Origin of the sequence: Marinomonas primoryensis (assembly GCF_013372285.1) — a bacterium.
GTDB classification, from domain to species: domain Bacteria; phylum Pseudomonadota; class Gammaproteobacteria; order Pseudomonadales; family Marinomonadaceae; genus Marinomonas; species Marinomonas primoryensis.
In genome coordinates, this window is sequence record NZ_CP054301.1 from 614,298 (window position 1) to 635,150 (window position 20,853).

At 42.5% G+C, this 20,853-nt stretch carries 21 protein-coding genes; 7 read left to right on the forward strand and 14 right to left on the reverse strand.

Annotated elements, in window-relative coordinates; genetic code table 11:
• Positions 1–49 precede the first annotated feature (49 nt).
• Positions 50–1,102 carry a GGDEF domain-containing protein gene (locus tag MP3633_RS02830; protein ID WP_244959796.1) on the reverse strand — a complete coding sequence of 351 codons (1,053 nt, stop codon included), beginning with the start codon at positions 1,100–1,102 and terminating at the stop codon, positions 50–52.
• 79 nt (positions 1,103–1,181) lie between these two features.
• Positions 1,182–1,658 (reverse strand): NYN domain-containing protein, encoded by a 477-nt coding sequence (locus tag MP3633_RS02835; protein ID WP_176334400.1) that lies wholly within the window; start codon positions 1,656–1,658, stop codon positions 1,182–1,184.
• Positions 1,659–1,824: 166 nt separating this feature from the next.
• Between MP3633_RS02835 and MP3633_RS02840 the strand changes: the two genes are divergently transcribed.
• Positions 1,825–2,202, forward strand: coding sequence for a DUF4870 family protein (locus MP3633_RS02840; RefSeq protein ID WP_176334401.1), 378 nt, complete (start codon positions 1,825–1,827; stop codon positions 2,200–2,202).
• A 61-nt stretch (positions 2,203–2,263) separates the two neighbouring features.
• Here the strand turns inward: MP3633_RS02840 and MP3633_RS02845 are convergent, their stop codons facing one another.
• Positions 2,264–3,187 carry a hypothetical protein gene (locus MP3633_RS02845; RefSeq protein WP_176334402.1) on the reverse strand — a complete coding sequence of 308 codons (924 nt, stop codon included), beginning with the start codon at positions 3,185–3,187 and terminating at the stop codon, positions 2,264–2,266.
• Positions 3,188–3,311: 124 nt separating this feature from the next.
• On the opposite strand from MP3633_RS02845, the gene MP3633_RS02850 reads away from it, so the two are divergent.
• Both MP3633_RS02850 and MP3633_RS02855 read left to right on the forward strand, forming a co-directional pair.
• A complete protein-coding gene (locus tag MP3633_RS02850; protein WP_176334403.1) occupies positions 3,312–4,718 on the forward strand; it encodes an amidohydrolase in 1,407 nt (468 codons plus the stop codon).
• A 274-nt stretch (positions 4,719–4,992) separates the two neighbouring features.
• On the forward strand, positions 4,993–6,276 hold the full coding sequence (locus MP3633_RS02855; RefSeq protein WP_244959798.1) for a ribonuclease J: 1,284 nt from the start codon (positions 4,993–4,995) through the stop codon (positions 6,274–6,276).
• A gap of 1 nt (position 6,277) precedes the next feature.
• Here MP3633_RS02855 and epmB read toward each other — a convergent pair whose 3' ends face one another.
• Entirely contained in the window at positions 6,278–7,300 is a 1,023-nt protein-coding gene (gene epmB / locus MP3633_RS02860; protein ID WP_176336708.1) for an EF-P beta-lysylation protein EpmB, read from the reverse strand.
• 148 nt (positions 7,301–7,448) lie between these two features.
• Here epmB and efp point away from each other — a divergent pair, with 148 nt between their 5' ends.
• Positions 7,449–8,024 carry an elongation factor P gene (gene efp / locus MP3633_RS02865; protein ID WP_112136670.1) on the forward strand — a complete coding sequence of 192 codons (576 nt, stop codon included), beginning with the start codon at positions 7,449–7,451 and terminating at the stop codon, positions 8,022–8,024.
• 102 nt (positions 8,025–8,126) lie between these two features.
• Here the strand turns inward: efp and uxaC are convergent, their stop codons facing one another.
• From uxaC to MP3633_RS02905, 8 genes are all read right to left on the reverse strand, one after another.
• Positions 8,127–9,539 carry a glucuronate isomerase gene (uxaC, locus tag MP3633_RS02870; RefSeq protein ID WP_176334405.1) on the reverse strand — a complete coding sequence of 471 codons (1,413 nt, stop codon included), beginning with the start codon at positions 9,537–9,539 and terminating at the stop codon, positions 8,127–8,129.
• Between the two features lie 9 nt (positions 9,540–9,548).
• A complete protein-coding gene (locus MP3633_RS02875) occupies positions 9,549–11,015 on the reverse strand; it encodes a mannitol dehydrogenase family protein (RefSeq protein WP_217909044.1) in 1,467 nt (488 codons plus the stop codon).
• A gap of 56 nt (positions 11,016–11,071) precedes the next feature.
• Positions 11,072–12,286, reverse strand: a complete 1,215-nt coding sequence (manD, locus tag MP3633_RS02880; protein WP_176334406.1) for a D-mannonate dehydratase ManD — start codon at positions 12,284–12,286, stop codon at positions 11,072–11,074.
• A 73-nt stretch (positions 12,287–12,359) separates the two neighbouring features.
• Positions 12,360–13,673, reverse strand: coding sequence for a TRAP transporter large permease (locus MP3633_RS02885; protein ID WP_244959802.1), 1,314 nt, complete (start codon positions 13,671–13,673; stop codon positions 12,360–12,362).
• On the reverse strand, positions 13,666–14,301 hold the full coding sequence (locus tag MP3633_RS02890) for a TRAP transporter small permease (RefSeq protein ID WP_176334407.1): 636 nt from the start codon (positions 14,299–14,301) through the stop codon (positions 13,666–13,668). The genes MP3633_RS02885 and MP3633_RS02890 overlap by 8 nt, the downstream gene beginning before the upstream one ends.
• Positions 14,302–14,347: 46 nt before the next feature.
• Complete coding sequence (locus MP3633_RS02895) at positions 14,348–15,316, reverse strand: C4-dicarboxylate TRAP transporter substrate-binding protein (protein ID WP_176334408.1); 969 nt, start codon at positions 15,314–15,316, stop codon at positions 14,348–14,350.
• A 37-nt stretch (positions 15,317–15,353) separates the two neighbouring features.
• Complete coding sequence (locus tag MP3633_RS02900) at positions 15,354–16,046, reverse strand: FadR/GntR family transcriptional regulator (protein ID WP_176334409.1); 693 nt, start codon at positions 16,044–16,046, stop codon at positions 15,354–15,356.
• Positions 16,047–16,515: 469 nt separating this feature from the next.
• Entirely contained in the window at positions 16,516–17,259 is a 744-nt protein-coding gene (locus MP3633_RS02905) for a LysR family transcriptional regulator (protein WP_217909045.1), read from the reverse strand.
• A gap of 134 nt (positions 17,260–17,393) precedes the next feature.
• Here MP3633_RS02905 and MP3633_RS18900 point away from each other — a divergent pair, with 134 nt between their 5' ends.
• From MP3633_RS18900 to MP3633_RS02915, 3 genes are read left to right on the forward strand one after another with little or no spacing between them, the layout of a single operon-like run.
• Entirely contained in the window at positions 17,394–17,555 is a 162-nt protein-coding gene (locus tag MP3633_RS18900; RefSeq protein WP_217909046.1) for a hypothetical protein, read from the forward strand.
• A 19-nt stretch (positions 17,556–17,574) separates the two neighbouring features.
• Positions 17,575–17,955, forward strand: coding sequence for a hypothetical protein (locus MP3633_RS02910; protein ID WP_217909047.1), 381 nt, complete (start codon positions 17,575–17,577; stop codon positions 17,953–17,955).
• Entirely contained in the window at positions 17,955–18,209 is a 255-nt protein-coding gene (locus MP3633_RS02915; protein WP_176334410.1) for an Atu4866 domain-containing protein, read from the forward strand. Before MP3633_RS02910 ends, MP3633_RS02915 begins: the two co-directional genes overlap by 1 nt.
• A 72-nt stretch (positions 18,210–18,281) precedes the next feature.
• Here MP3633_RS02915 and MP3633_RS02920 read toward each other — a convergent pair whose 3' ends face one another.
• Positions 18,282–19,877 (reverse strand): GMC family oxidoreductase, encoded by a 1,596-nt coding sequence (locus MP3633_RS02920; RefSeq protein ID WP_176334411.1) that lies wholly within the window; start codon positions 19,875–19,877, stop codon positions 18,282–18,284.
• Between the two features lie 225 nt (positions 19,878–20,102).
• On the reverse strand, positions 20,103–20,543 hold the full coding sequence (locus tag MP3633_RS02925; RefSeq protein WP_176334412.1) for a DoxX family protein: 441 nt from the start codon (positions 20,541–20,543) through the stop codon (positions 20,103–20,105).
• Positions 20,544–20,853 lie beyond the last annotated feature (310 nt).

Below are 20,853 nucleotides of genomic sequence, written 5' to 3' on the forward strand. Positions count from 1 at the left end.
GCTTAAGAACAATAAATGTATAAACTAACGTGGCTTTGCATTTTTGCTGTTATACAGCCTCGGTAAGGCTAATAGAGCTGTAGTGTACTAAATTACGCCCTTTATTCTTTGCTGAGTAGAGATTTTTATCGGCGACACGCAAAAACTCTCTGAAAGTTTGCCCTCTTTTAAGTTCTGCTATTCCAATGCTGACCGTGACTTTTATGTTGTTTTGGTGAGTTCTGAAAATGTTGTTTTCAATGCGCTTACGAATTGACTCAGCAAATTCATACGCTTGCGTTGAAGTACTATTTTGAATAATAAGAAACTCTTCTCCGCCAATTCGATAAACATGATGGTTCTCTGTGTAGCTTTGAAGTAACTCGGCCATTTCCACCAGTACCGAATCACCGACTTCGTGTCCGAATTCATCATTGACGCTCTTAAAGTGGTCAATATCAATCATTAATAGTCTCGTTACTTCTGGTTCGTACTTTTCTTGAAAAGGGTCCATAGCCTCTTGATTAAAATCATCAAAGAACAATTTCAAGGCATGGCGATTTTTGACGCCTGTTAACGGGTCTTCAAATGCCATTCTGTGTAATATTTGACTGCTTTTTGTGTATTGTGTTTCATATAAATAACAGATGGCAAAAGACAGAAAATACGCGAGCGAAAAATTCAGTACGGATCGATGGGGAATATAACTTTCTATGTCCGACTTGATGAATAAAAAAGAGATAGCAGGAAGAGAGAGTAAAATGGTGTAAACAAGGCCTAACTTTGGTCCTGCTAATAAACAGTATAACGGCGGTAAAATAATGAGCCAATAAACGGAGCCTGCTCTTAAATCAGCAGAATAAAATACGTAAAAAATAGTGACCGTTAAAGAAGTAATTAACATATAGCCATGCCATTTTTTAATCTTCCCTTGATGCGCTGAATAGAAAAAATACAGGTTCAATAGACCAAAAAACGCTTCTGTTAAGCCAATAGTAGTCTGCTTTAAAATGACAACATTCAGAAAACTGAAAAAAAGAATGATGACGCCCGTGCTTAGGCTAAGCCACTTATGTAAGGTGTGTCTCGTTTCTAATAATAAAGAGTCTGCTTGAATGCTCATTTATCCGCTTTCTACATATATAATAGTTAGTTATTTTTCAGAAATCATATTCTCTCTTAAAAATATAGGTGAGTTATATTTATTTGAGTAACAATTTGTTATCAATAGGGGTGAACGTGTCGGCAGAATTGATCAAAGACTGCGCCGTTAGGGCTTCTACACCATACACTTCAACCTTGGTTTGATATTTTTCTCTCAGTGTTCTAGCCAGTATGTCAAAGTCACCGTCGCCAGAAACCAATACGAGCACATCGCTGTCTTTACCATGTTCTATTCCATCGATCGCAATACCAACATCCCAATCACCTTTTGCGGACCCATCGGATCGTTGAATAAACGGTTTTAATTTCACCTCAAAGCCGATAGCTCGAAGAATATTCTGAAATTGACGTTGTTTTTCATCGCCTCTGTCTATGGCGTAAGCAATGGCTTTTATAACGTCTCGGCCTTGAGTAGCTTGTTGCCAAAACGTGTTGTAATCGAAAGAACGTCCAAAAGCCTGTCGGGTTGTGTAATAGACATTTTGAACATCGACTAAAATCGTTACATTGCTCATGCTTTTCCTAGAGATAGTGTGAGGGGGAGAACACGTTACAAGTATTTGTATTGAAAAGAAATCATAAAGCTAGGTGAGTGTAGGGAGATAAACGAAAAAGAATCCCCATAATGCATAGAGAGTCCGCTTCTGGCTGGATAATATATTGAATAAGGAATCATTGAATATGTCAGGATTTGAACCCGAAAATCGCGTTAGGCCGCTAACACCAAGAGAAGAAAATGCCAAAAGCAACGTCGTGATTGCGTATGTTTTTATGCTGTTAGGAATATTCACCGGTGTTTTTTGGTTAATCGGTGCTATTTGGGCAATGGTAAAAGCAAATGAAGCCCGCGGAACACTGTTTGAAGATCACTACACCAACATTATTAGTACATTTTGGTGGGGAATCTTTTTGAGTGTGATTGGCGTGATACTAGCTTTCTTTTTCATTGGTTATATTTTGTTATTTGGTGTCTGGGTTTGGTCGATTTTTAGAATGGTAAAAGGCATTACCAAAGCCACGTCTAACCAGTCCTATCAGGTAATGTTTAACCCTTTTTAGGCAATCGTTTCTCAGTCAGCGCCGCTAAGTTTCCCACATAGCGGCGCTGACAAAATGCCAGTTAGTTGTTGGTTATTGTCATATTACTGTCTTTGTATAGCCTTTCCTCGCGTGTTGATAAAGCCAGTTCTTTTACACTTATTGGTGAAGAAGGTGACAAAGACAATGTCAATGTTTCCGGTTTACTTAAGAAAGCCCAAATGGCACTAGCAATCTGCTTGGCTTCTTTTGAATCTGCGGCGGCGAGCCCTAACGCTTGGCTTCTAAATGCAAGAAGGTCTAGCTGTGCCTGTTTAGACTCTTGTCCGATAGCAGGCTGAGGAAACAGGTGATTGATTAATCCAGACTCTGTGTATACCACGTCTAAAGAGCGAAGTTTAATGGCCTCACCATACATAATGAGAATGGCTTCAGGTTGCCCTAGGGCAAACGACGCGATGATGTCTGAGCGCAGCTCTGGCATGTTAATGGTTTGATCTAATAGATTGATATTGGACGACAATGATATTTCCCCGACGTCTTTGATATCCAATTTGAATTGTGACAATACTTTCTCGCCTTCAGCCTTTGAAGAAAAAGACCCTTTGCCTAACAGTGTTTCAATGCCTGCGGCACGCATCCACTGTCTCATATCACGAGAAACGCTGTCGATTGGGCTTCTTTGAATCCAGAAATCCACGTCTAAATCCGGGTATTTAATCGGATATTGGTTGAGCGAAATCCGTGCGAATCGCAACCAAGGCGCGCTGTCTGCCCCAAAACGAACATTCTCAAGCGAAGGTGTTAACGTGAACGGATCAAAGTGAATACTTTCATAATGAACAAAAGAAGTTAACCCCGAGTGCTCTAGCTGTTCTTGTATTTTGTGTTCGGCGTATTGTGCGCCATAACGTTGAACCAAGTAGAGAGCGAATATAGCCAAGCAAGAAAGTAAAATCAAAGCGGTTAAAGCCTTGGCGAGCTTCGTGGTGATGTTAAGGTTCAAGTTTATAGTCCTACGTTTTCAAACATGTCTTCGTGTTGGAATAAAACATGCAGGTATAATTAAGTGACGTTACTGTCGTTGAAGAGCGACTGATTAAGAACATTATCTAATAAAGGACAATCGAATGCAGTTTAAAAAAAGTGTCTTACTGGCAATATTAGCGACGACATCTTTATCTACACCATCATGGGGTAAAGACTTTGTCGACTTACTGATAAAAGACGCCACGCTGTTAACCATGGATAAGAACAAAACCGTTTTCCATCATGGTGTGATTGCCATAAAAGGTAACAAGATTGTTGCTCTTGGTAATGGCGCATTAGCGGCGCAATTTAATGCGAAAAAAGTGTTAGACGTTGATGGTGACATCGTGATGCCCGGTTTAATCAATACGCATACGCATGTGTCCATGACGCTTCTGCGATCACTAGCCGACGATGTGCCGGATCGTTTGCATCGTTATATTTTTCCTTTAGAGAGCCAGCTGGTGTCCCGTGATATGGTGCGTATCGGCGCTAATTTGGGTAATGTTGAGATGATTCATGGCGGTGTTACCACGTACGCGGATATGTATTATTTTGAGGACGAAGTTGCCAAAACAGTCGATGAAATTGGCATGCGCGCGGTGCTTGGTGAAACCGTTATAAAGTTTCCTGTTGCTGACGCTAAAAATGCCGAAGAAGGCATTAATTACGCGCTAAAATTTATTGAAGAGTATAAAGACCATCCTCGTATCACGCCAGCGTTTGCACCTCATGCGCCTTATACCAATACAACTGAAGTGTTGCAGCGTATATCTGACTTGTCGAAAGAGAAAAATGTGCCGGTATTGATCCATTTAGCTGAATCTCACACCGAGCAAGAAAAGATCGCTAAGCGTGCAGATGGCAAAAGTCCTGTACAATATATGCATGATATTGGCGCATTGAATAATCATCTCGTTGGCGCTCACATGATTTTGGTGGACGACCATGATATTGAATTGGTTAAAGAAAGCGGCATGGGGGTTGCTCATAATATGAGTGCGAACATTAAATCTGCAAAGGGCGTGTCTCCAGCCTTAAAAATGTACGACAAAGGTGTGCGTATTGGCTTGGGCACCGATGGCCCAATGTCAGGAAATAACTTAAGCACCATTGCTGAATTTGGTCAGGTTGCCAAAGTGCATAAGTTAGTGAATCAAGACCGAGCGGCGATGCCACCAATCAAAGTCATTGATATGGCGACCATGGGTGCGGCAAGGGCGTTACACATGGAAGATCGTATTGGTTCGTTGGAAGTGGGTAAGTTGGCCGACATTATTGTTATTGATACTAAAGCGCCGCACATGGTGCCCATGTACAATCCGTATTCCGCGCTTGTTTATTCGGCATACCCTACCGATGTTAGACACAGTATCGTAGACGGTAAAGTGCTAATGGAAGACAAAAAAATACTCACCGTGGATGAAGCTGCGATTCTAAAAGAAGCAGTAGAGTACACTCAGACCGTGCGTGATACCGTCATTGCGAACGGTGAACAAGTCCTTTAATTCACTCTTTTTTGATTATTATTGTTATTAAAGTCTCTTTCTACGACTTACGTCGAGAGAGGCTTCTCGCCTTCGTTACTATTTTCTTTGTATCTCTTGGTGATTCTTTTGATTTATCTGTAATGGTACGCAGAGGTCTTCGTAAAAAATGCGTACTATAGATACCATTTACTAATTATTCCATTTTATTCACAAGGAGTGAGTTATCTCATCTTTGATTCCCTCACAAGAGGATTTATGGTTTCTGCCCTTAGGCGGTACCAGCGAGATCGGCATGAACATGAATCTTTATGGTCATGACGGTCAATGGTTAATGGTCGATTGTGGCGTGTCTTTTAATGAACCGTTAACGCCGGATGACCTTCGTACTTCCGAAATAGTGTGCGCCGATCCTAGCTTTATTAGCGAGCAGAAGGAGCGTCTCGCAGGCATCGTTATTACTCATGCTCATGAAGATCATGTGGGCGCATTGCCTTTTTTATGGCGCCGTTTTAAATGTCCTGTGTATACCACGGCGTTTACTGCCGAAGTGCTGCGTCGAAAATTGCTGCAAGTGGGTTTGGCCGACGACGTTCCTGTGATTGTAGTGAATGAAAACGAAACCAAAAAAATTGGTGTGTTTAATGTGAAATGGTTGGCGCTCACGCATTCTGTGCCAGAGCCTTTCGCGATGACCATCGACACGCCGGCAGGGCGTATTTTTCATACGGGAGATTGGAAAATTGATAACCAGCCGATTATTGGAGACGGTTTTTCATCTGCGACGTTTAAAGCCCTAGCCAAAGAAAATATTTTAGCGATGGTTTGTGATTCAACCAACGCGTTGAAAAGCGGTTACTCCGAATCCGAAAGTGATTGTTATCGCGGCTTATTGCAAACCATCGAAACAGAAAAGAATCGTGTTGTGGTGGGGTGCTTTAGCAGTAATGTGGCGCGTTTAGTGGGATTGGGTCGAATCGCCAAAGAAACGGGGCGTTACCTCGCGTTAATTGGTCGATCGCTAACGAACATGGTCAGCGCCGCCAGAGTAACAGGTCATTGGCCTGACGATTTGCCTATTATCGATGCGGCGCATCTTGGGTATTTACCAAGAGAAGAAGTGCTGGTCGTCGTCACCGGAAGTCAAGGCGAATCAAGAGCGACGTTAAACCGTTTGGCCGCAGACAATTGTTTTGATTTGAGTCTTGAAGCAGACGATTTAGTGATTTTCAGCGCCATGCGTATTCCGGGCAACGAACCAGCGATAGACTGCTTAGCCGAACAATTCAAGGGTCGAAAAATACGCACCTTACAGGCTCATGAAACCGACGTAACGATTCATGTGAGTGGTCATCCTTGCCAAGAGGAATTGAAACAGCTTTATACTTGGGTTCAGCCGCAACTGGCCATTCCCTGTCATGGCGAACCGAAGCATTTGGACGCGAACGCAGAGGTGGCAAAACGCAGTCATGTACCTCAACAATTGATTGGCCGAAATGGGGATTTGTACCAACTGGCTCCAAGCGTGAAAGTACAGCGTCAACAGGTGAAAGTCGGCCGTATTGCGCTGTTAAGATAAGTTAAACAGACGCGTCAAACAGCGGTGAAAATACGCTCTTGGCGGGTTTTCCGGGGATTTCTTTCGCGAGTCTTGGTACTAAATAGCCAGGTAGCTCGGCAGCCACCTTGCCCATTAATCGCTGGGCGTCTTCAATGGAGATATCAAAATGCGCCGCGCCTTCGACGGGGTCCAAAGTGAACATGTAGTAAGGCAAAATTCCCGCATCAAATACGGCTTCACTCAAGTTTACTTGGGCGTCGACCGTGTCGTTTATCCCTTTTAATAACACGCCCTGATTTAACAGAGTGACGCCGGCTTGCTTTAATTTGAACGCAGCTTGAGCGAGTTCGTTGTCCATTTCATTGGCGTGGTTAATGTGCCACACCATAATAATGTCGAGACGACTTTTGTTTATCCATGTCAGCATGTCATCGCAAACTCGAGCTGGAATCACCACGGGTAATCGTGAATGAATGCGCAGGCGTTTTATTTGAGGCAAGGCTTCGAGTAGACGAATTTTATCCGCGAGCAGGGCGTCTTTCATCATCAATGGGTCGCCGCCGCTTAGAATAACCTCGTTCACTTCAGGATGTTTTTCTAGGTATTCAATCACAGATTGCCACTCAGCTTGCGCTAATTGGTTATCACCATAAGGAAAATGCCGACGGAAGCAATAACGACAATTTACCGCGCAAGTGCCTGTGGTGATAACCAATAAGCGACGTTTGTATTTATGCACGATGGCTTTTTGTGGGTTGTGATCAGCTTCTTCTAACGGGTCTTTTGTGTAGCCGATGACCTTTTGCATCTCGGCAGCGCTGGGCAAAATTTGCAACAGCAGCGGATCATTCGGATTGCCATATTCAATACGAGATAAATAAGGTCGAGGCACCAATAATTTGAAGCTTTGGTGTGCCTCAATGCCTTGTTGAGACAGTTTTTCAGATAAACCAAGGTGCTTAACCAGTTCCGGCAAGGACGTTAGGGCCTGTGACAGGTGCTGCGACCAGCTTATATTGTTCTTTGTTTGAATCGGTATCACGTCAAATATCTGCAAAATTATGTTCATTTAGGTTATGATTGCGCCAACTTATTCTAGGCCGATTAGGCCTGTGGCTCTTGAATAGATCTTAGGGCTGACATGATACGTCAGTCAGAGCCTTTTCTCTAAAAATATACTGTGAGGATGTATGGCTAATATTACTACCAGCGATATGCGCGGCGGCACTAAAGTCATGGTTGATGGCGAACCATGTGCGGTACTGGACAATGAACACGTTAAACCGGGTAAAGGCCAAGCCTTTAACCGTCTAAAGCTTCGTAACCTTCGTTCTGGTCGAGTTTGGGAGCGTACGTTTAGATCAGGCGAAAGTCTAGAAGCAGCTGATGTAATGGACACCGACATGGAATACTTGTACACCGACGGTGAGTTCTGGCATTTCATGGCGATTGATGGTTCTTTCGAACAACACGCGGCCGATGAAAATGCAGTTTCAGACACAAAAAAATGGCTGAAAGAGCAAGAAAAATACGTCATTACTTTATACAACGGCGCACCATTGGCCGTAACGCCGCCTAACTTCATCGAACTTGAAGTAAAAGACACCGACCCAGGTGTGAAAGGTGATACCGCTAACGGCGGTTCTAAGCCGGCTTATTTGGTTACTGGTGCAATGGTTCGTGTTCCATTGTTCATCAATATTGGTGAAATCCTACGTGTTGACACACGGACAGGCGAATACGTTTCTCGCGCAACGGGCAAGTAATCTCTTACTGGTTCTAGCAAACGAACAGTAAAAAACCCTCGATAGGATAACAATCGAGGGTTTTTTGTGCTTCGTACTTTTATTCAATGGGCTTATTTTTGGTTATTTACCCGTTAGAAAATAGCGTTTTGCATTATAAAAACAAATATCTTTGACCATTGGTACGAGTAATTTATCGTCGTTAGGTATTTCACCTCGCTCTACCCATTCACCAAGCATGTTGCATAAAATCCGTCTGAAATACTCATGTCGAGTAAAAGAAAGGAAGCTGCGAGAATCGGTCAGCATACCAATAAATTGACTGAGCAAACCCAGCTGAGAGAGCTGTTGTAGTTGTCGTTCCATGCCATCTTTTTGATCGTTAAACCACCAACCAGAGCCGAATTGGATTTTCCCAGCAATACCACCACCTTGAAAATTCCCCGCCATGGTCGCCAGCATTTCATTGTCTCTTGGGTTCAAGCAATACAATACCGTTTTGGGTAATTCATTGGTGATATCCATTGCATCTAACAAGGCGGACAATTCCTTTGCGTAGCTAGTATCTGCCATAGAATCAAAGCCTGTATTGGCGCCAATGGCCGCGAGCATACGGCTATTATTGTCCCTTAAAGCCCCTAGGTGTAGTTGCATTACCCAACCTAGTCGAGAGTATTGTTGCCCTAACCAAACTAAAACAGCCGTGCCAAACTGAGCGATTTGCTGCTCTGTTAAAGGTTCCTGCTTTATTGCTAGGCGTAAGATTTCATCCAGCTTGGTTAGCGTGGGAACTTCAGCATAACGCAGGATCTCAATACCGTGGTCTGCCGTACAGCAACTATGTTGGTTAAAGTGATCTAGGCGCAAGGTTAATGCGGCGAGTAAATCCTCAAAGCAAGCTATATCAATGTTGGTGACATTACCCAGCACTTGCATGTACTCACAGAAGCCTTCGTTTTCTATTTTAAAAGCTCGATCAGGTCGCCAACTTGGCAACACGGACACAGAAAAGCTGTCATCCTTTGCAATCATGGCGTGATGTTCTAGAGAGTCTATGGGATCGTCGGTGGTGCCCACCATATGTACATTCATCTGTTGTAAAATGCCACGACTGGAAAATTCCGGCAGAGCCAATTTTTCATTGCATTGAGACCAGATCGTCTCTGCGGTTTCCGGGCTCAGTTGAATGTCATTAATACCAAAGGGGCGACGTAACTCGAGATGTGTCCAATGATACAGTGGGTTTCCCAGACATTTTGGTACGGTTTGCGCCCACGCCTGAAACTTTTCATAATCTGACTTAATCCCCGTAATGTATGACTCATCGATTCCGGCGGCGCGCATTCCCCTCCATTTGTAATGGTCACCGTGCAACCAAGCCTCTGCTAGGTTGTTAAATTGTCGATCTTCGGCTATCTCTTTGGCATTTAAATGGCTGTGATAATCAAAAATCGGTAAGTCTTTTGCGTAATCATGGTACAACCGACAAGCGGTTGCATTCGTCAATAAGAAGTCATCACCCATAAACTCTTTCATATCAGCTCCCTAAAGTTTAGCAACAGATTTTTGTGCACCCATAAGCAACAACGCCGCGTAAGCCGTTTCAATGGCGTTCATAAATACTTTGTTGTCTATTAGGTCTTTCGCAAAAATGGTGTCGATTGAAACCAGCGCCTTAACGACTGAAACATTCAGCCCATGCTGATCACAAATGGACTTCAATGATTCCACCATCGGATCGCGAACGTCGATGGCCACACCTTGTTCATCCACCCCAGATACGTAACGCATCCAACCGGCTACGGCTAATGCCAGATGTTTGAAATCAGAGCCATTTTTTAAATGGTAACGAATGGAATTCAACAGGCGAGGCGGTAATTTTTGACTTCCGTCCATGGCGATCTGCCAAGTGCGATGTTTAATATTTATATTGCAGTAGCGATCAATCAATGATGAAGCATAGGCGGCTAAATCTGTGCCTTCAGGCATGGTTAGTGTTGCTGCTTGCTCATCTAACATCAGCGCTAACGCTGCTTTTTTATAGGCTGGATCGGCCATGGTGTCAGCAATGTTTTCATAGCCTGCCAAGTAACCTAAATAAGCAAGAAATGAATGACTGCCATTCAGCATTCTTAGCTTCATTTCCTCAAAAGGCACCACATTATTGACAAATTCTGCCCCGACTAAATCCCAATCCGGCCGACCAGCCACAAAATCATCTTCAATCACCCATTGGCGAAAAGATTCACAAGCAATGCCGCATGGGTCAGCAACACCTAACAGTGTGGTGATGTCGTTTTGGGTTTCTTCGGTGATGGCGGGAACTATGCGGTCAACCATGGTACAAGGGAAAGAGACGTTTGCTTGAATCCAATCTGCCAGTGAGGCATCGAGTAAGCGGGCAAAACCAACCACGGCGTTACGGGCGACGTGACCATTCTCTTGTAAATTATCACAAGACATCACAGTGAAAGCAGGTAACCCTTTATTTCGTCTAACACGCAAGGCTTGAACCAAATAGCCGATGACGGAATTTGGTTCAAGCGGTGTTTGTAGATCCTGTTGAATCATTGGATTCAAAGCGTCGAGCTGGCCAGTATTGGTGTCTGAGCAATAGCCCTTTTCTGTGATGGTTAATGACATGATGGCCACTTGAGGCTCTGTCATTTTATTAATAATTGCTTGTTTTCCATCAAGAGCTGGGTGCATAGATTCACGCACACAACCGATGACTTTTACCGCAGGCCCGGCAGTGTTTTTTTCAACCACTGAATACAAATGCTGCTGCTGTTGCAACTGTTCAAGTAGAGGTTTGCCGCTGAATAAACTGACTTCGCAAATTCCCCAGTCACTATTATATTGACTGGCTAATTCATCGGTGTAAACGCCTTGATGCGCACGATGGAAGGCGCCAAAGCCAAAATGCACTATCTTGGTTACAAGGCAATTACGGTCATACGTTGGCACAAGAACGTGCGCTGGTAACTGTGTTGTTGCAATGGTTTTCATCATATCTCTAATATCTTAGCTGTGGGTTTAGCCGTGAATATAAGGTTGGCGTAATGTTTTTACCAATTGCAAAGCGTGCCGTCTGCGAGTCGCGCTATTGGCAAACTGGCTGGTTGATAAGGGTATTTCTTGGCCTCGGCTTCATTAAAGTCTATGCCTAGCCCTGGTTTGTCGCTTGGGTGCATGTAGCCATCCTCAAAACGCCAGTTTGTATTAAATACGGATAACATTTTTTCTGAGTAGCCCATAAACTCTTGAATACCAAAGTTGGGCACCCACATGTCCAAATGCAACCCTGCGGCCATGCCAATTGGAGAAATATCTGAAGGCCCGTGAGCACCAGTGCGTACTTGATACATGGCCGCGAAGTCAGCAATACGACGCATATGAGTAATGCCACCGGCATGAGTCACAGTTGAACGAATGTAATCAATAAGTTGCTCTTCGATTAGTTGCTTGCAATCCCAAATACTGTTGAATACTTCACCGACGGCAATGGGGGTGGTGGTGTGTTGACGAATGAGACGAAACCCCTCTTGGTTTTCTGCAGGCGTTGGGTCTTCCATCCAAAACAGATTATAGTCTTCAATACTCTTGCCTAACCGAGCCGCTTCAATGGGCGTTAATCTATGGTGAACGTCATGCAAAATATGATCATCAAAACCAAATTTATTGCGAATCGCATCGAACATTTTGGGTGCGAAATTTAAATATTTCTCAGATGACCAGGATTCAATGTTTGGTCTAATTCCTTTCGCTGCAGGCTCATAAGCCTCGCCTTGATTTTTGCTAATCCCATAACTGCGTTCAATGCCTGGCACTTTACTTTGTACACGAATCGCCTTAAAGCCCATTTCTTGGTGTTTCGCGTAATCCTCCAATAGGTCATCAATACTGTGTCCGGTTGCATGGCAATAAACCATCACACCTTCACGGGAAGCGCCACCGAGCAAATCATAAACTGGAAGCCCTGCTACTTTGCCTTTGATATCCCATAGTGCCATATCAATGGACGCAATGGCCGTCATGGTAACTGGACCACGTCGCCAGTAAGCGCCTTTATAAAAGGTTTGCCAGATATCTTCAATTCGTGAAGGATCTAAACCGATTAATTGCGGACATAGGTGATCTTCTAAATAAGAGGCTACCGATAATTCTCGACCGTTTAGTGTTGCATCACCAATACCAACAACACCGTCGTCAGTGGTGATCTTTAATGTGACAAAGTTACGATCTGGACAGGTTACGAAAACCTCAGCGTTAACAATTTTCATTATTAGCCTCAAAAAAATAAATACTCAAATTAATAGATTAATGCTTAGTAGATAAATGCTTATGGAATAGCGTCTATCCATAAACTGCATCAGGAAGAAATAAAACCAAACTTGGAAAAGCGGTTAATAGAGCTAATAAAATGAAAATGGCGATTAAAAAAGGGACAGACTCTTTTATATAATCCTTTGTCGGACAACCTAATATTGAGCACGCGGTAAACATAGCCACTCCAACGGGAGGTGTCATGCCACCGAGGGTCACGATCGTCATCATTAAAATACCGAAATGAACAGGGTCAACGCCGACACTTTGGACAATGGGTAAAAAGATGGGCGTCAACAGCAATACATTGACTGTTGCTTCCATAAACATACCAACAACCGCTAAGAAAAATAGAATACTAATCAGCAAAAAATATTTTTCCGTCGATATGCCTAAAATGCCCTGCGACAATGTTTGCGGAACTTGATTGTCAACGATAATAAAACCAAAAATACTGGAAAAAGAAATAATCAGCATGATAACGGCGTTATCTATCACCGTCTGTTTGAGTACTTCAACAACTTTATTCCAATTCAACTCTTTATAAATGAACAGACCGATAAAAAGAGCATAAAATACGGCAAAAGAACCTGCTTCTGATGGCGTAAATATACCAAATCGTATTGTTACAATTAATAAGATTGGAAATAGAATGGCCCAAAAACATTGAATAAAAGTTGATAATATTTGTTTAGGTGGTGATGCTTTTTTCTGACTGGCAGTATAGCCTCGCTTCTTAGCAATAATACTGACTGTGTACATCAAAAATATCGTCATCAGAATGCCTGGAACGATACCCGCTAAAAAGAGACGACCGATTGATACGCCACCCACATAGCCATATAGAATCAAACCAATACTTGGTGGAATGGTTGCAGTAATTAGACCGCTCAGGCCAATTGACGCAGCAGCAAAACCTTTTGAATAGTTCGCTTTGAGCATGGAAGGCCCAAGTATTTTGGACTGCATGCCCACATCGGCAACTGCAGAGCCACTGACGCCACCCATAATGGCACTTAATAGCACAGTTACATGGCCTAAGCCTCCGGCTAGATGTGCCGTAATGGTCGAACAAAATACGATAAGACGTTGGGTAATGCCCGCTGCGTTCATCAGATTACCGGCAAGAACAAAAAACGGCACGGCCAGCAATGCAGGGTTTTGAGAAGCGACGACCATCTTTTGTACTGGAATGATAAAAGAGGATGTGCCATCCGCTAAAAAAAACAGCACACTGGCAATGGATATCGCGAACGCCAGTGGCATTCTTAGTACTAAAAATATAATAAAACTGATGACTAAAATAGCCATGGGAGATATTAAAAAGCTTAGTTGATCAAGCATTTTTCACGCCCCAATTTTGAATAAAAATGATACAAGTTGTTCGAATCATTAATAAGCATCCAATTGGAACGGAAGTAATAAGGTAAGCGTAGCTAATCGATTCTGGTGTATGACTAAGGTTAGTGGAAACTATTAAATAGGATGCCCATAAAATAATAATAGAAACAATAACGAGATAGATTTTTTTACTTTCTCGGTTACTTTTTAAATAATCAAATACTACACAAATAATTAATAATGAGGCAAAGCCAATGACTAAAGAAAATTCACTTACCATAAGTGAATCAAACTCTCTTCGACTTTTTTGAGTTAAAAACCAACCGTAATAAGTAATGAATGACAAAAAGGCCACAATAAGAATTGACCAGAGTTGTGCTATTCGTTTTCGCCATAAAATGGGAAGTCGTTCTTCAAAAAACTCGACGCCAATATGACGTCCCGCGCTCATTGCAATATCACTACCTAAAAAAATAACCCACGCAAACAATATTTTACTCAAATCTCCCATCCAAGCTTGCGGCGCTCCTACGAGACGTAGAAGCGCAGCAAAGAAGACTAGGAAAACAATCAGAAATAGAGATAGGTAGGCTATATTTCCTTCCCATTTCATCATTTTATGGTGAATCATAGCTAAGAACTCCATTAATCCTAATCCTCTTTATAGCGAGATAAATTTACTTCAATGCGTCTTGAAGTTCTTTATGTTCTTTTTCGTATCCTAACTTTTTGAAAACAGTTTGGGCACGAGCTATAAAAGGTGTTTTATCAACAGGAATGAACTTAACGTTGTAATCATCTTCCATAATTCGCTTATATTCAGCGATATTTTTATTCGTTACATCAGAGGCATAAGCGCCGGCTTTGTAAGATTCTTCGAGGAGGATTTTTTGATATTCTTTTGGTAGGGCGCTGAACCATTCTTCACTTGCGACTAATGCCGTCATCAACTGAAAGTGTTCTGTTTCAGCCACATACTTAATCGTTTCCTGCAAACTTGCAGCAATAGTCGCGGGTAATTGGGCTTCAAAACCATCAACAACACCTTGCTGCATAGCAGGGTACGTTTCGGCCCAAGGCAAAGCGGTTGGAGTGGCACCCAATGCGCTAATAGATTCAGACCAAACAGCAGACCCAGGAGTGCGAATCAACATGCCGTTAAGATCTTCTGGTTTATTGACGGGTTTATTCGTCATAAAGCTACGACTGCCTTGGAACCAGTTGAAGGAAAGAACATGTAGACCTTCTTTTTCTAGTTTCTTTTCCCAAGATTTGAATAAATCGGTTTCAACAATGTCTTTCATCTGATTGTAATCTTTCGCCGCGTAAGCGACTCCAATCACACCAATTTCTTTTGAGAAAACACTCAAACGACCACTGTCTGTAATGGCGGCCACATTTTGACCAAACATCGCCATTTCCTGAACACCTTCAACAGAACCAAGCTGGCCGCTTGGGTATATATCAATTTTCAAATGTCCATCGGTACGCTTCTCAACATTTTCTTTTAAATACTGAGCGCCAGCAAACATGGGATCTTTTTCGCCAACCGACATAGACACTTTTAATGTGTAATCATTGGCCATGGCTGCCATAGGCATGGCTGCGATAAGGAAGGGAATTAGCATTTTTGTTTTAATATTCATATTTTTACCTTTTTTATTTTTTTAGGGTTAAATATTTCTATGTTGCTATTTCATTTATTACATTGCTTATGTGTTGGTACATTACTTCACGTGCTTTTTCGGAATCTCCTTTTTTTATTTGATTAAATATCGCCTTATGATCATTCACCCATTGGCCTCTGGCTGCGGGTTCATTGGCTAATTCATCCATCCTCATCCACATATCGCCTTCCATGTGTAATGAACTTAATTCTGTATAAAACTTAATCAGTAGTGGGTTGTTACAAGCACTACTAATTGCTTTATGGAACTTTCTATCTGCATCGACAGACGTTTGTTGTCTTAACGTCTCTTCGGAAAAATGCACCGAAGACTCCATCATTTGAATACATTGCGAGAGTTCAGCAATCAACTCTGGTGTATTGTTTTCTGCAGCTCTACCGGCTAACTCAGGTTCGATGAGTAAGCGAGCCTCGAGTATTTCAAAGGGTGTTACTTCTGGTGCAACGCCAATACCCATTTTAGGGGTACTACGGATAACAAAGATGCCTGAACCTTTACGAATATCTGCGATCCCTACCATTTCCAGATACACCATGGCCTCTCGGACAACCGTTCTACTCACTCCAAGTTGTTCTGCCAATTTTCGTTCAGGAGGAATGCAATCTCCCAGTTCATATTGTTTATTTTTTATTTGCTCAATAATTTCATTTGCAATTTTTATGTACAGTCGCTTCGTTACACCGCTCATCATTGTTACCTAGGGTCAATTAAATTTAAGTTGACCAAGTATAGCACTTTGACCTGAACTCTGAAGACAAGATAACAGATCAATTTTAAAAGTAAATAGTGCAATTATATTAAATTGTACAGACCAATTTTATTGATAAGCTAATCTGAGAACCTGACAAGAGGTTTTTTCAAGGGGGGGCTTGGTCTATATGGGCTACGAGATGTGAATAGGTGGTTTAAATGTAAGAGGTCACGACTATGTCTATTTTAAACTATGAATAGGTAGGAAATTATTTTTCACTTGGAGCTCAGTGTTATGGTTCGCTGATGAGGTGTATGGCCTTTATTTAACCTACTTGTTCCCAGTTTTTAACAAAATCCACCATAGCTCTTAACTTAGGCGGCATATTTTCTCGGTTAGAATAAAAGAAGTAAAACCAGAAAAGCTTGGTAGAAACTCTTCAAGTAATGGCACAAGTGCTCCTGTTTTAATATAGGGAAGGAAGGTTTCTTCTGTTGCCACCGACTGCAAGTGCAACGCGTAACATCAGACGAAAATCGTTGGTTGTAATTTGAGGCTCTACCGAAACATCAAAATCTTTTCCATTGTTACTAAATTCCCAATAATAGGGGCTGTTGTTGAATTTTGGGCGCCAGCCAATACAGCGATGATGGATTAAGTCTTTGGGGTGATTAGGCTTGCCGTATTTGGCAATGTAGTTGGGAGACGCAACCGCCATATCCCGTTGTAGCCCTGAAATAGGCAGGGCGATCATATCTTGTTCAATGTTATTGCCAAGACGCACGCCCGCGTCAAATCCTGCTCTCACAATATCAAACTCATCATCTGTTACCGTGATATCTAATTCAATCTCTGGGTATTCTTGAGAAAACGTAGTAATTAATTGTCCTGATAAAAAAGGTTCTGCAATAGAGGAAACTGCAATTTTCACTAACCCCCGCGGGGTTTTATAACTGGCGACATTTTCTAACGAGGCGTACATGTTTTCTATCTGTGGTCGCATAAGGCTAAAAAGATGCTCCCCGTTTTCTGTTAATTTTACGCTTCTTGTTGTTCGGTTGAATAAGGCGATGCCCAGCTGATCTTCAAGCTTTCGAATCATTTGGCTAACCGCCGAACGAGTTATGCCTAGTCTATCGGCTGCTGCTCTAAAGTTATGCTCTTCAGCAACGGCAATAAACACGGGCAGAATATTTAAATCAATTTTCATTGTCATCATTTACTTACCAATGCGTCAACAAATGGATGTCTAGTCCAAACAATATCGCCTTTTTATAATGGCAAAGCAAATTGAGACATACATGAGTATTTCTCAAGTGTTTTGATCAATATAAGAGGCAAACTATGACGAACTTAACCGCACTTTCATTATTATTTTCAGGTTTGAGCGCAGGCTTGGTTCAGGCATTAGATAATGCTTGTGATCAAACTGGAGCGCTTTCTCCTTTAGCGCTTCATAAACATTGGATTATGGACGGCTGGGAGAAACGAAAAGGGGGGCCCTGAGTTTATTTTTGCTAATAAGATGAACCACTATTACGACCTAAAAAGCCCAGCCGGTGTTTTTTATGACAATTTTGCTCCAGGTGAAAATTTATTATTTGATAATGCTGCAATATATGGCGCTAACTGGGAAGGCCTTCAGGCAGGTGCTGAATCTGTGACTCATGCTCTGACAGGCGGCCGCAGTGAGTTGATAGGGGCTCACGTTGCCTCCACTACTCTCGGTTTTGTGGGAACGATTACTAAAAAAGTAGGTGATGTAATTCCATTTGATGGGCGTTCTCAATTGGGCTGGCAATGCGATGCTGGGCAATGGAAAATTCGCCAAGAATTGAATTGTGCTTGGATGGTAACCGAGGAAGAGATTGCACACTATTATGACGCAATGATGGTGGGAAATTGATGACCGATAGTGACGCTGTAAACCAATACTTTTATATCGGCGTGTGGACTACGAAAGATAATGATATACGCCATGAACTTTTGCTAAATAATCGCTATGTAGAAGCCAGAGGAAACACCGAATCGGCCTATGAAGGTCGATATCGAATCACAGATGATTATATTGAGTATTGGGATGACACAGGTTTTACTGCTGATGGCACCTTTATAGATGGAGTGTTTTATCACGCCGGTATGATTTTGTATCGGCAGTAAAATAGTAGACACTGCTAATATGTGTTGTTTAAAAAAGAGCAATCGAGAAGATTGCTCTTTTTTAGTTTTAACCTATTTTAATGACATTACTATTTTTTCCGCCACTTTATTGGCGATGGCTAACGTAGCAGCAGTGGTATTTCCGCTGATAAGTGTTGGCATGACGGAAGCGTCAACCACTCTAAGTTTATCAATACCATGAACTTTTAGTGTTTGGTCTACAACGGCGAGTGCATCGTGGCCCATTTTACAGGTGCCAACGGGATGATAAATACTTTCCGCATGAGACCGAATGTAAGCGATTTTCTGTTCTCTGGTTTGGCAATACACACCCGGTTGCCATTCTGTTTTACTGTGATGTGCCAAAGCTGGTTGATCCATGATGTTTCTTGCGGCATCCAGTGCTCGGATCATGCCTTCCATGTCGTCTGCGTTGGTTAAATAGCCAGCGTCAATTTTTGGTGGATCACTAGCTTGGTTGGAATGCAAGCTGATAACACCGCGACTTTTGGGTCTGAGTAAACAAGCCCGAAGCGTAAAGCCGTAGTGTTTAAAAGTTGGCCAAAGGTTTAAGCCATGATCGGCTTCAACAGCCGGTAGAAAGTGCAATTGAACGTCTGGGCGTGTTTCATTGGGTTGTGTGGTGATGAAGCCGCCCGCTTCGGCCATGTTTGACGTCAGCATGCCTTGGCGTTTTCTATACTGCCATAGACTTTTTATTCCCGTGAGCAAAAAACTAGGATGAAATGAAATACTGGTGCGGCTTTTGTCGAGGTGAATAAGACTGATATCGAGATGATCTTGAAGGTTTTTCCCCACGCCAGCAAGATCGTGTTTCACGTCAATATTATGCTGTTCTAGTGTTTCTTTTGGGCCAATCCCAGACAACATAAGCAATTGAGGGCTGTGCAGCGCGCCAGCGCATAACAGTACTTCTCGTGTCGCGTTAATAAAATGAGACTTGCCGTTTACCTTATAGAGAACGCCTTCAGTACGTTTGTTTTGAACTTCGATACGTTCGACTTGGGCATGAGTGATAACCGTTAAATTTGATCTAGACTTCGCTTTGTCTAAAAATGCGCTTGCTGCGCTACAACGTTCACCGTTTTTTTGCATGACGTGATAAGGGCCTACGCCGTGTTGGTTTTTGCCATTAAAATCTTGATTGAATGGCGTTCCAGCTTCTTGTCCTGCTTGGATAAAAGCGTTCGACAGTGGGTTCATGTGGCGTAATGGTTCAACTGGCAGTTCGCCCTTAGCGCCATGCCACTCATTTTCACCCTGATAGAAGTTCTCTACGGCTTTGAAATGTGGCAGTAGCGCTTGGTAACCCCAACCGGTATTTCCTAATGCTTTCCAATGATCAAAGTCGTCGGCTTGCCCACGGGTGTAGCACATGGCATTGATGGACGTGCTGCCACCGAGGGTTTTTCCTCTTGGCCAGAAAAGGCGACGTTGGTTTAGCTCAGGTTGAGGTTCTGTTCGTAATGCCCAATTTAATGTTTTGCTTCGCATGAGTCCGATAATGCCCGCTGGTATGTGGATGAGCGGGTTTGTATCGGGAGGGCCAGCTTCGAGTAATGTGACGCTGTGATTGGCGTTGCGAGACAAGCGTTCGGCGAGTAAACAGCCCGCTGCACCGCCGCCAATAATGACGTAATCAGACATGACAGATAACCTATTGTTATTTTTATAATGGGTATTTTTATATGAAGTAACATCATCGCGTCAGTTAGCATTTGTGAGCAATACCAAAAACGCTCAATGTTATTGTCGTTTCCCTTTATGGTTTTTTCTTGGCTGTTTATAGTGGCATAGTTGATTCCAACATAAAAAAACCTCGATACCTTGGTATCGAGGTTTTGGATATGATCTGCTTGTGCTTAGTGTCATTTAGCTTTTTGCTGAGATGGCCTTATCGATAGAGAAAGAGCCTGCACCGCTAAAGACCAAAGAAACCGCGACAATCAACAGTGTTAGTGCGTATTCGTAGCCGTTATTTGCCATGAATAACCCATTAGAAATATGCACAGTAACGATGGCCATCAACATAGTGAATGCAATCACCGCAGACGCAGGACGAACAAGCAAACCGATGACTAAGGCTAAACCGCCAAAGAATTCTGCGCTGCCCGCCAATAGAGCCATCAAGTAGCCAGGTTCTAGACCAATAGACGCCATCCACTGACCAGTGCCTTCTAAACCGTAGCCGCCAAAAGCACCAAATAGTTTTTGTGCGCCATGGGCCATTAAAATGATACCGACTGGAATGCGCAAAATTGTACTGGCAAGGCCAGAGGTTGTATTAGTGATTTTTTGAATGAATGATTTCATGTTTATTTACCTTAATGTTTGAGGGTTTTGTTTAAGTTATAAGTACTATATATAAAAAACAGCGGATAAAGTAACGGAGTATTTTGAGGAGAATGTTCAAAAAAATTGAATGTTCATAAAAATGAGTCATTTTGAGGTTTTTTTTGCTTAGCGAGTCTATTTATTGGCGTTTAGCATAATGTTGAGATTAGATTATTGTTTTATCTAAAACCAGAAAATAAGTACGGTTTTGGTTTGGTTATAGGCAAAAAAGTAGCAGAGCTTCGTTCAGATATGATGATAACGTGTGGTTACATACGTCTTTTTATGA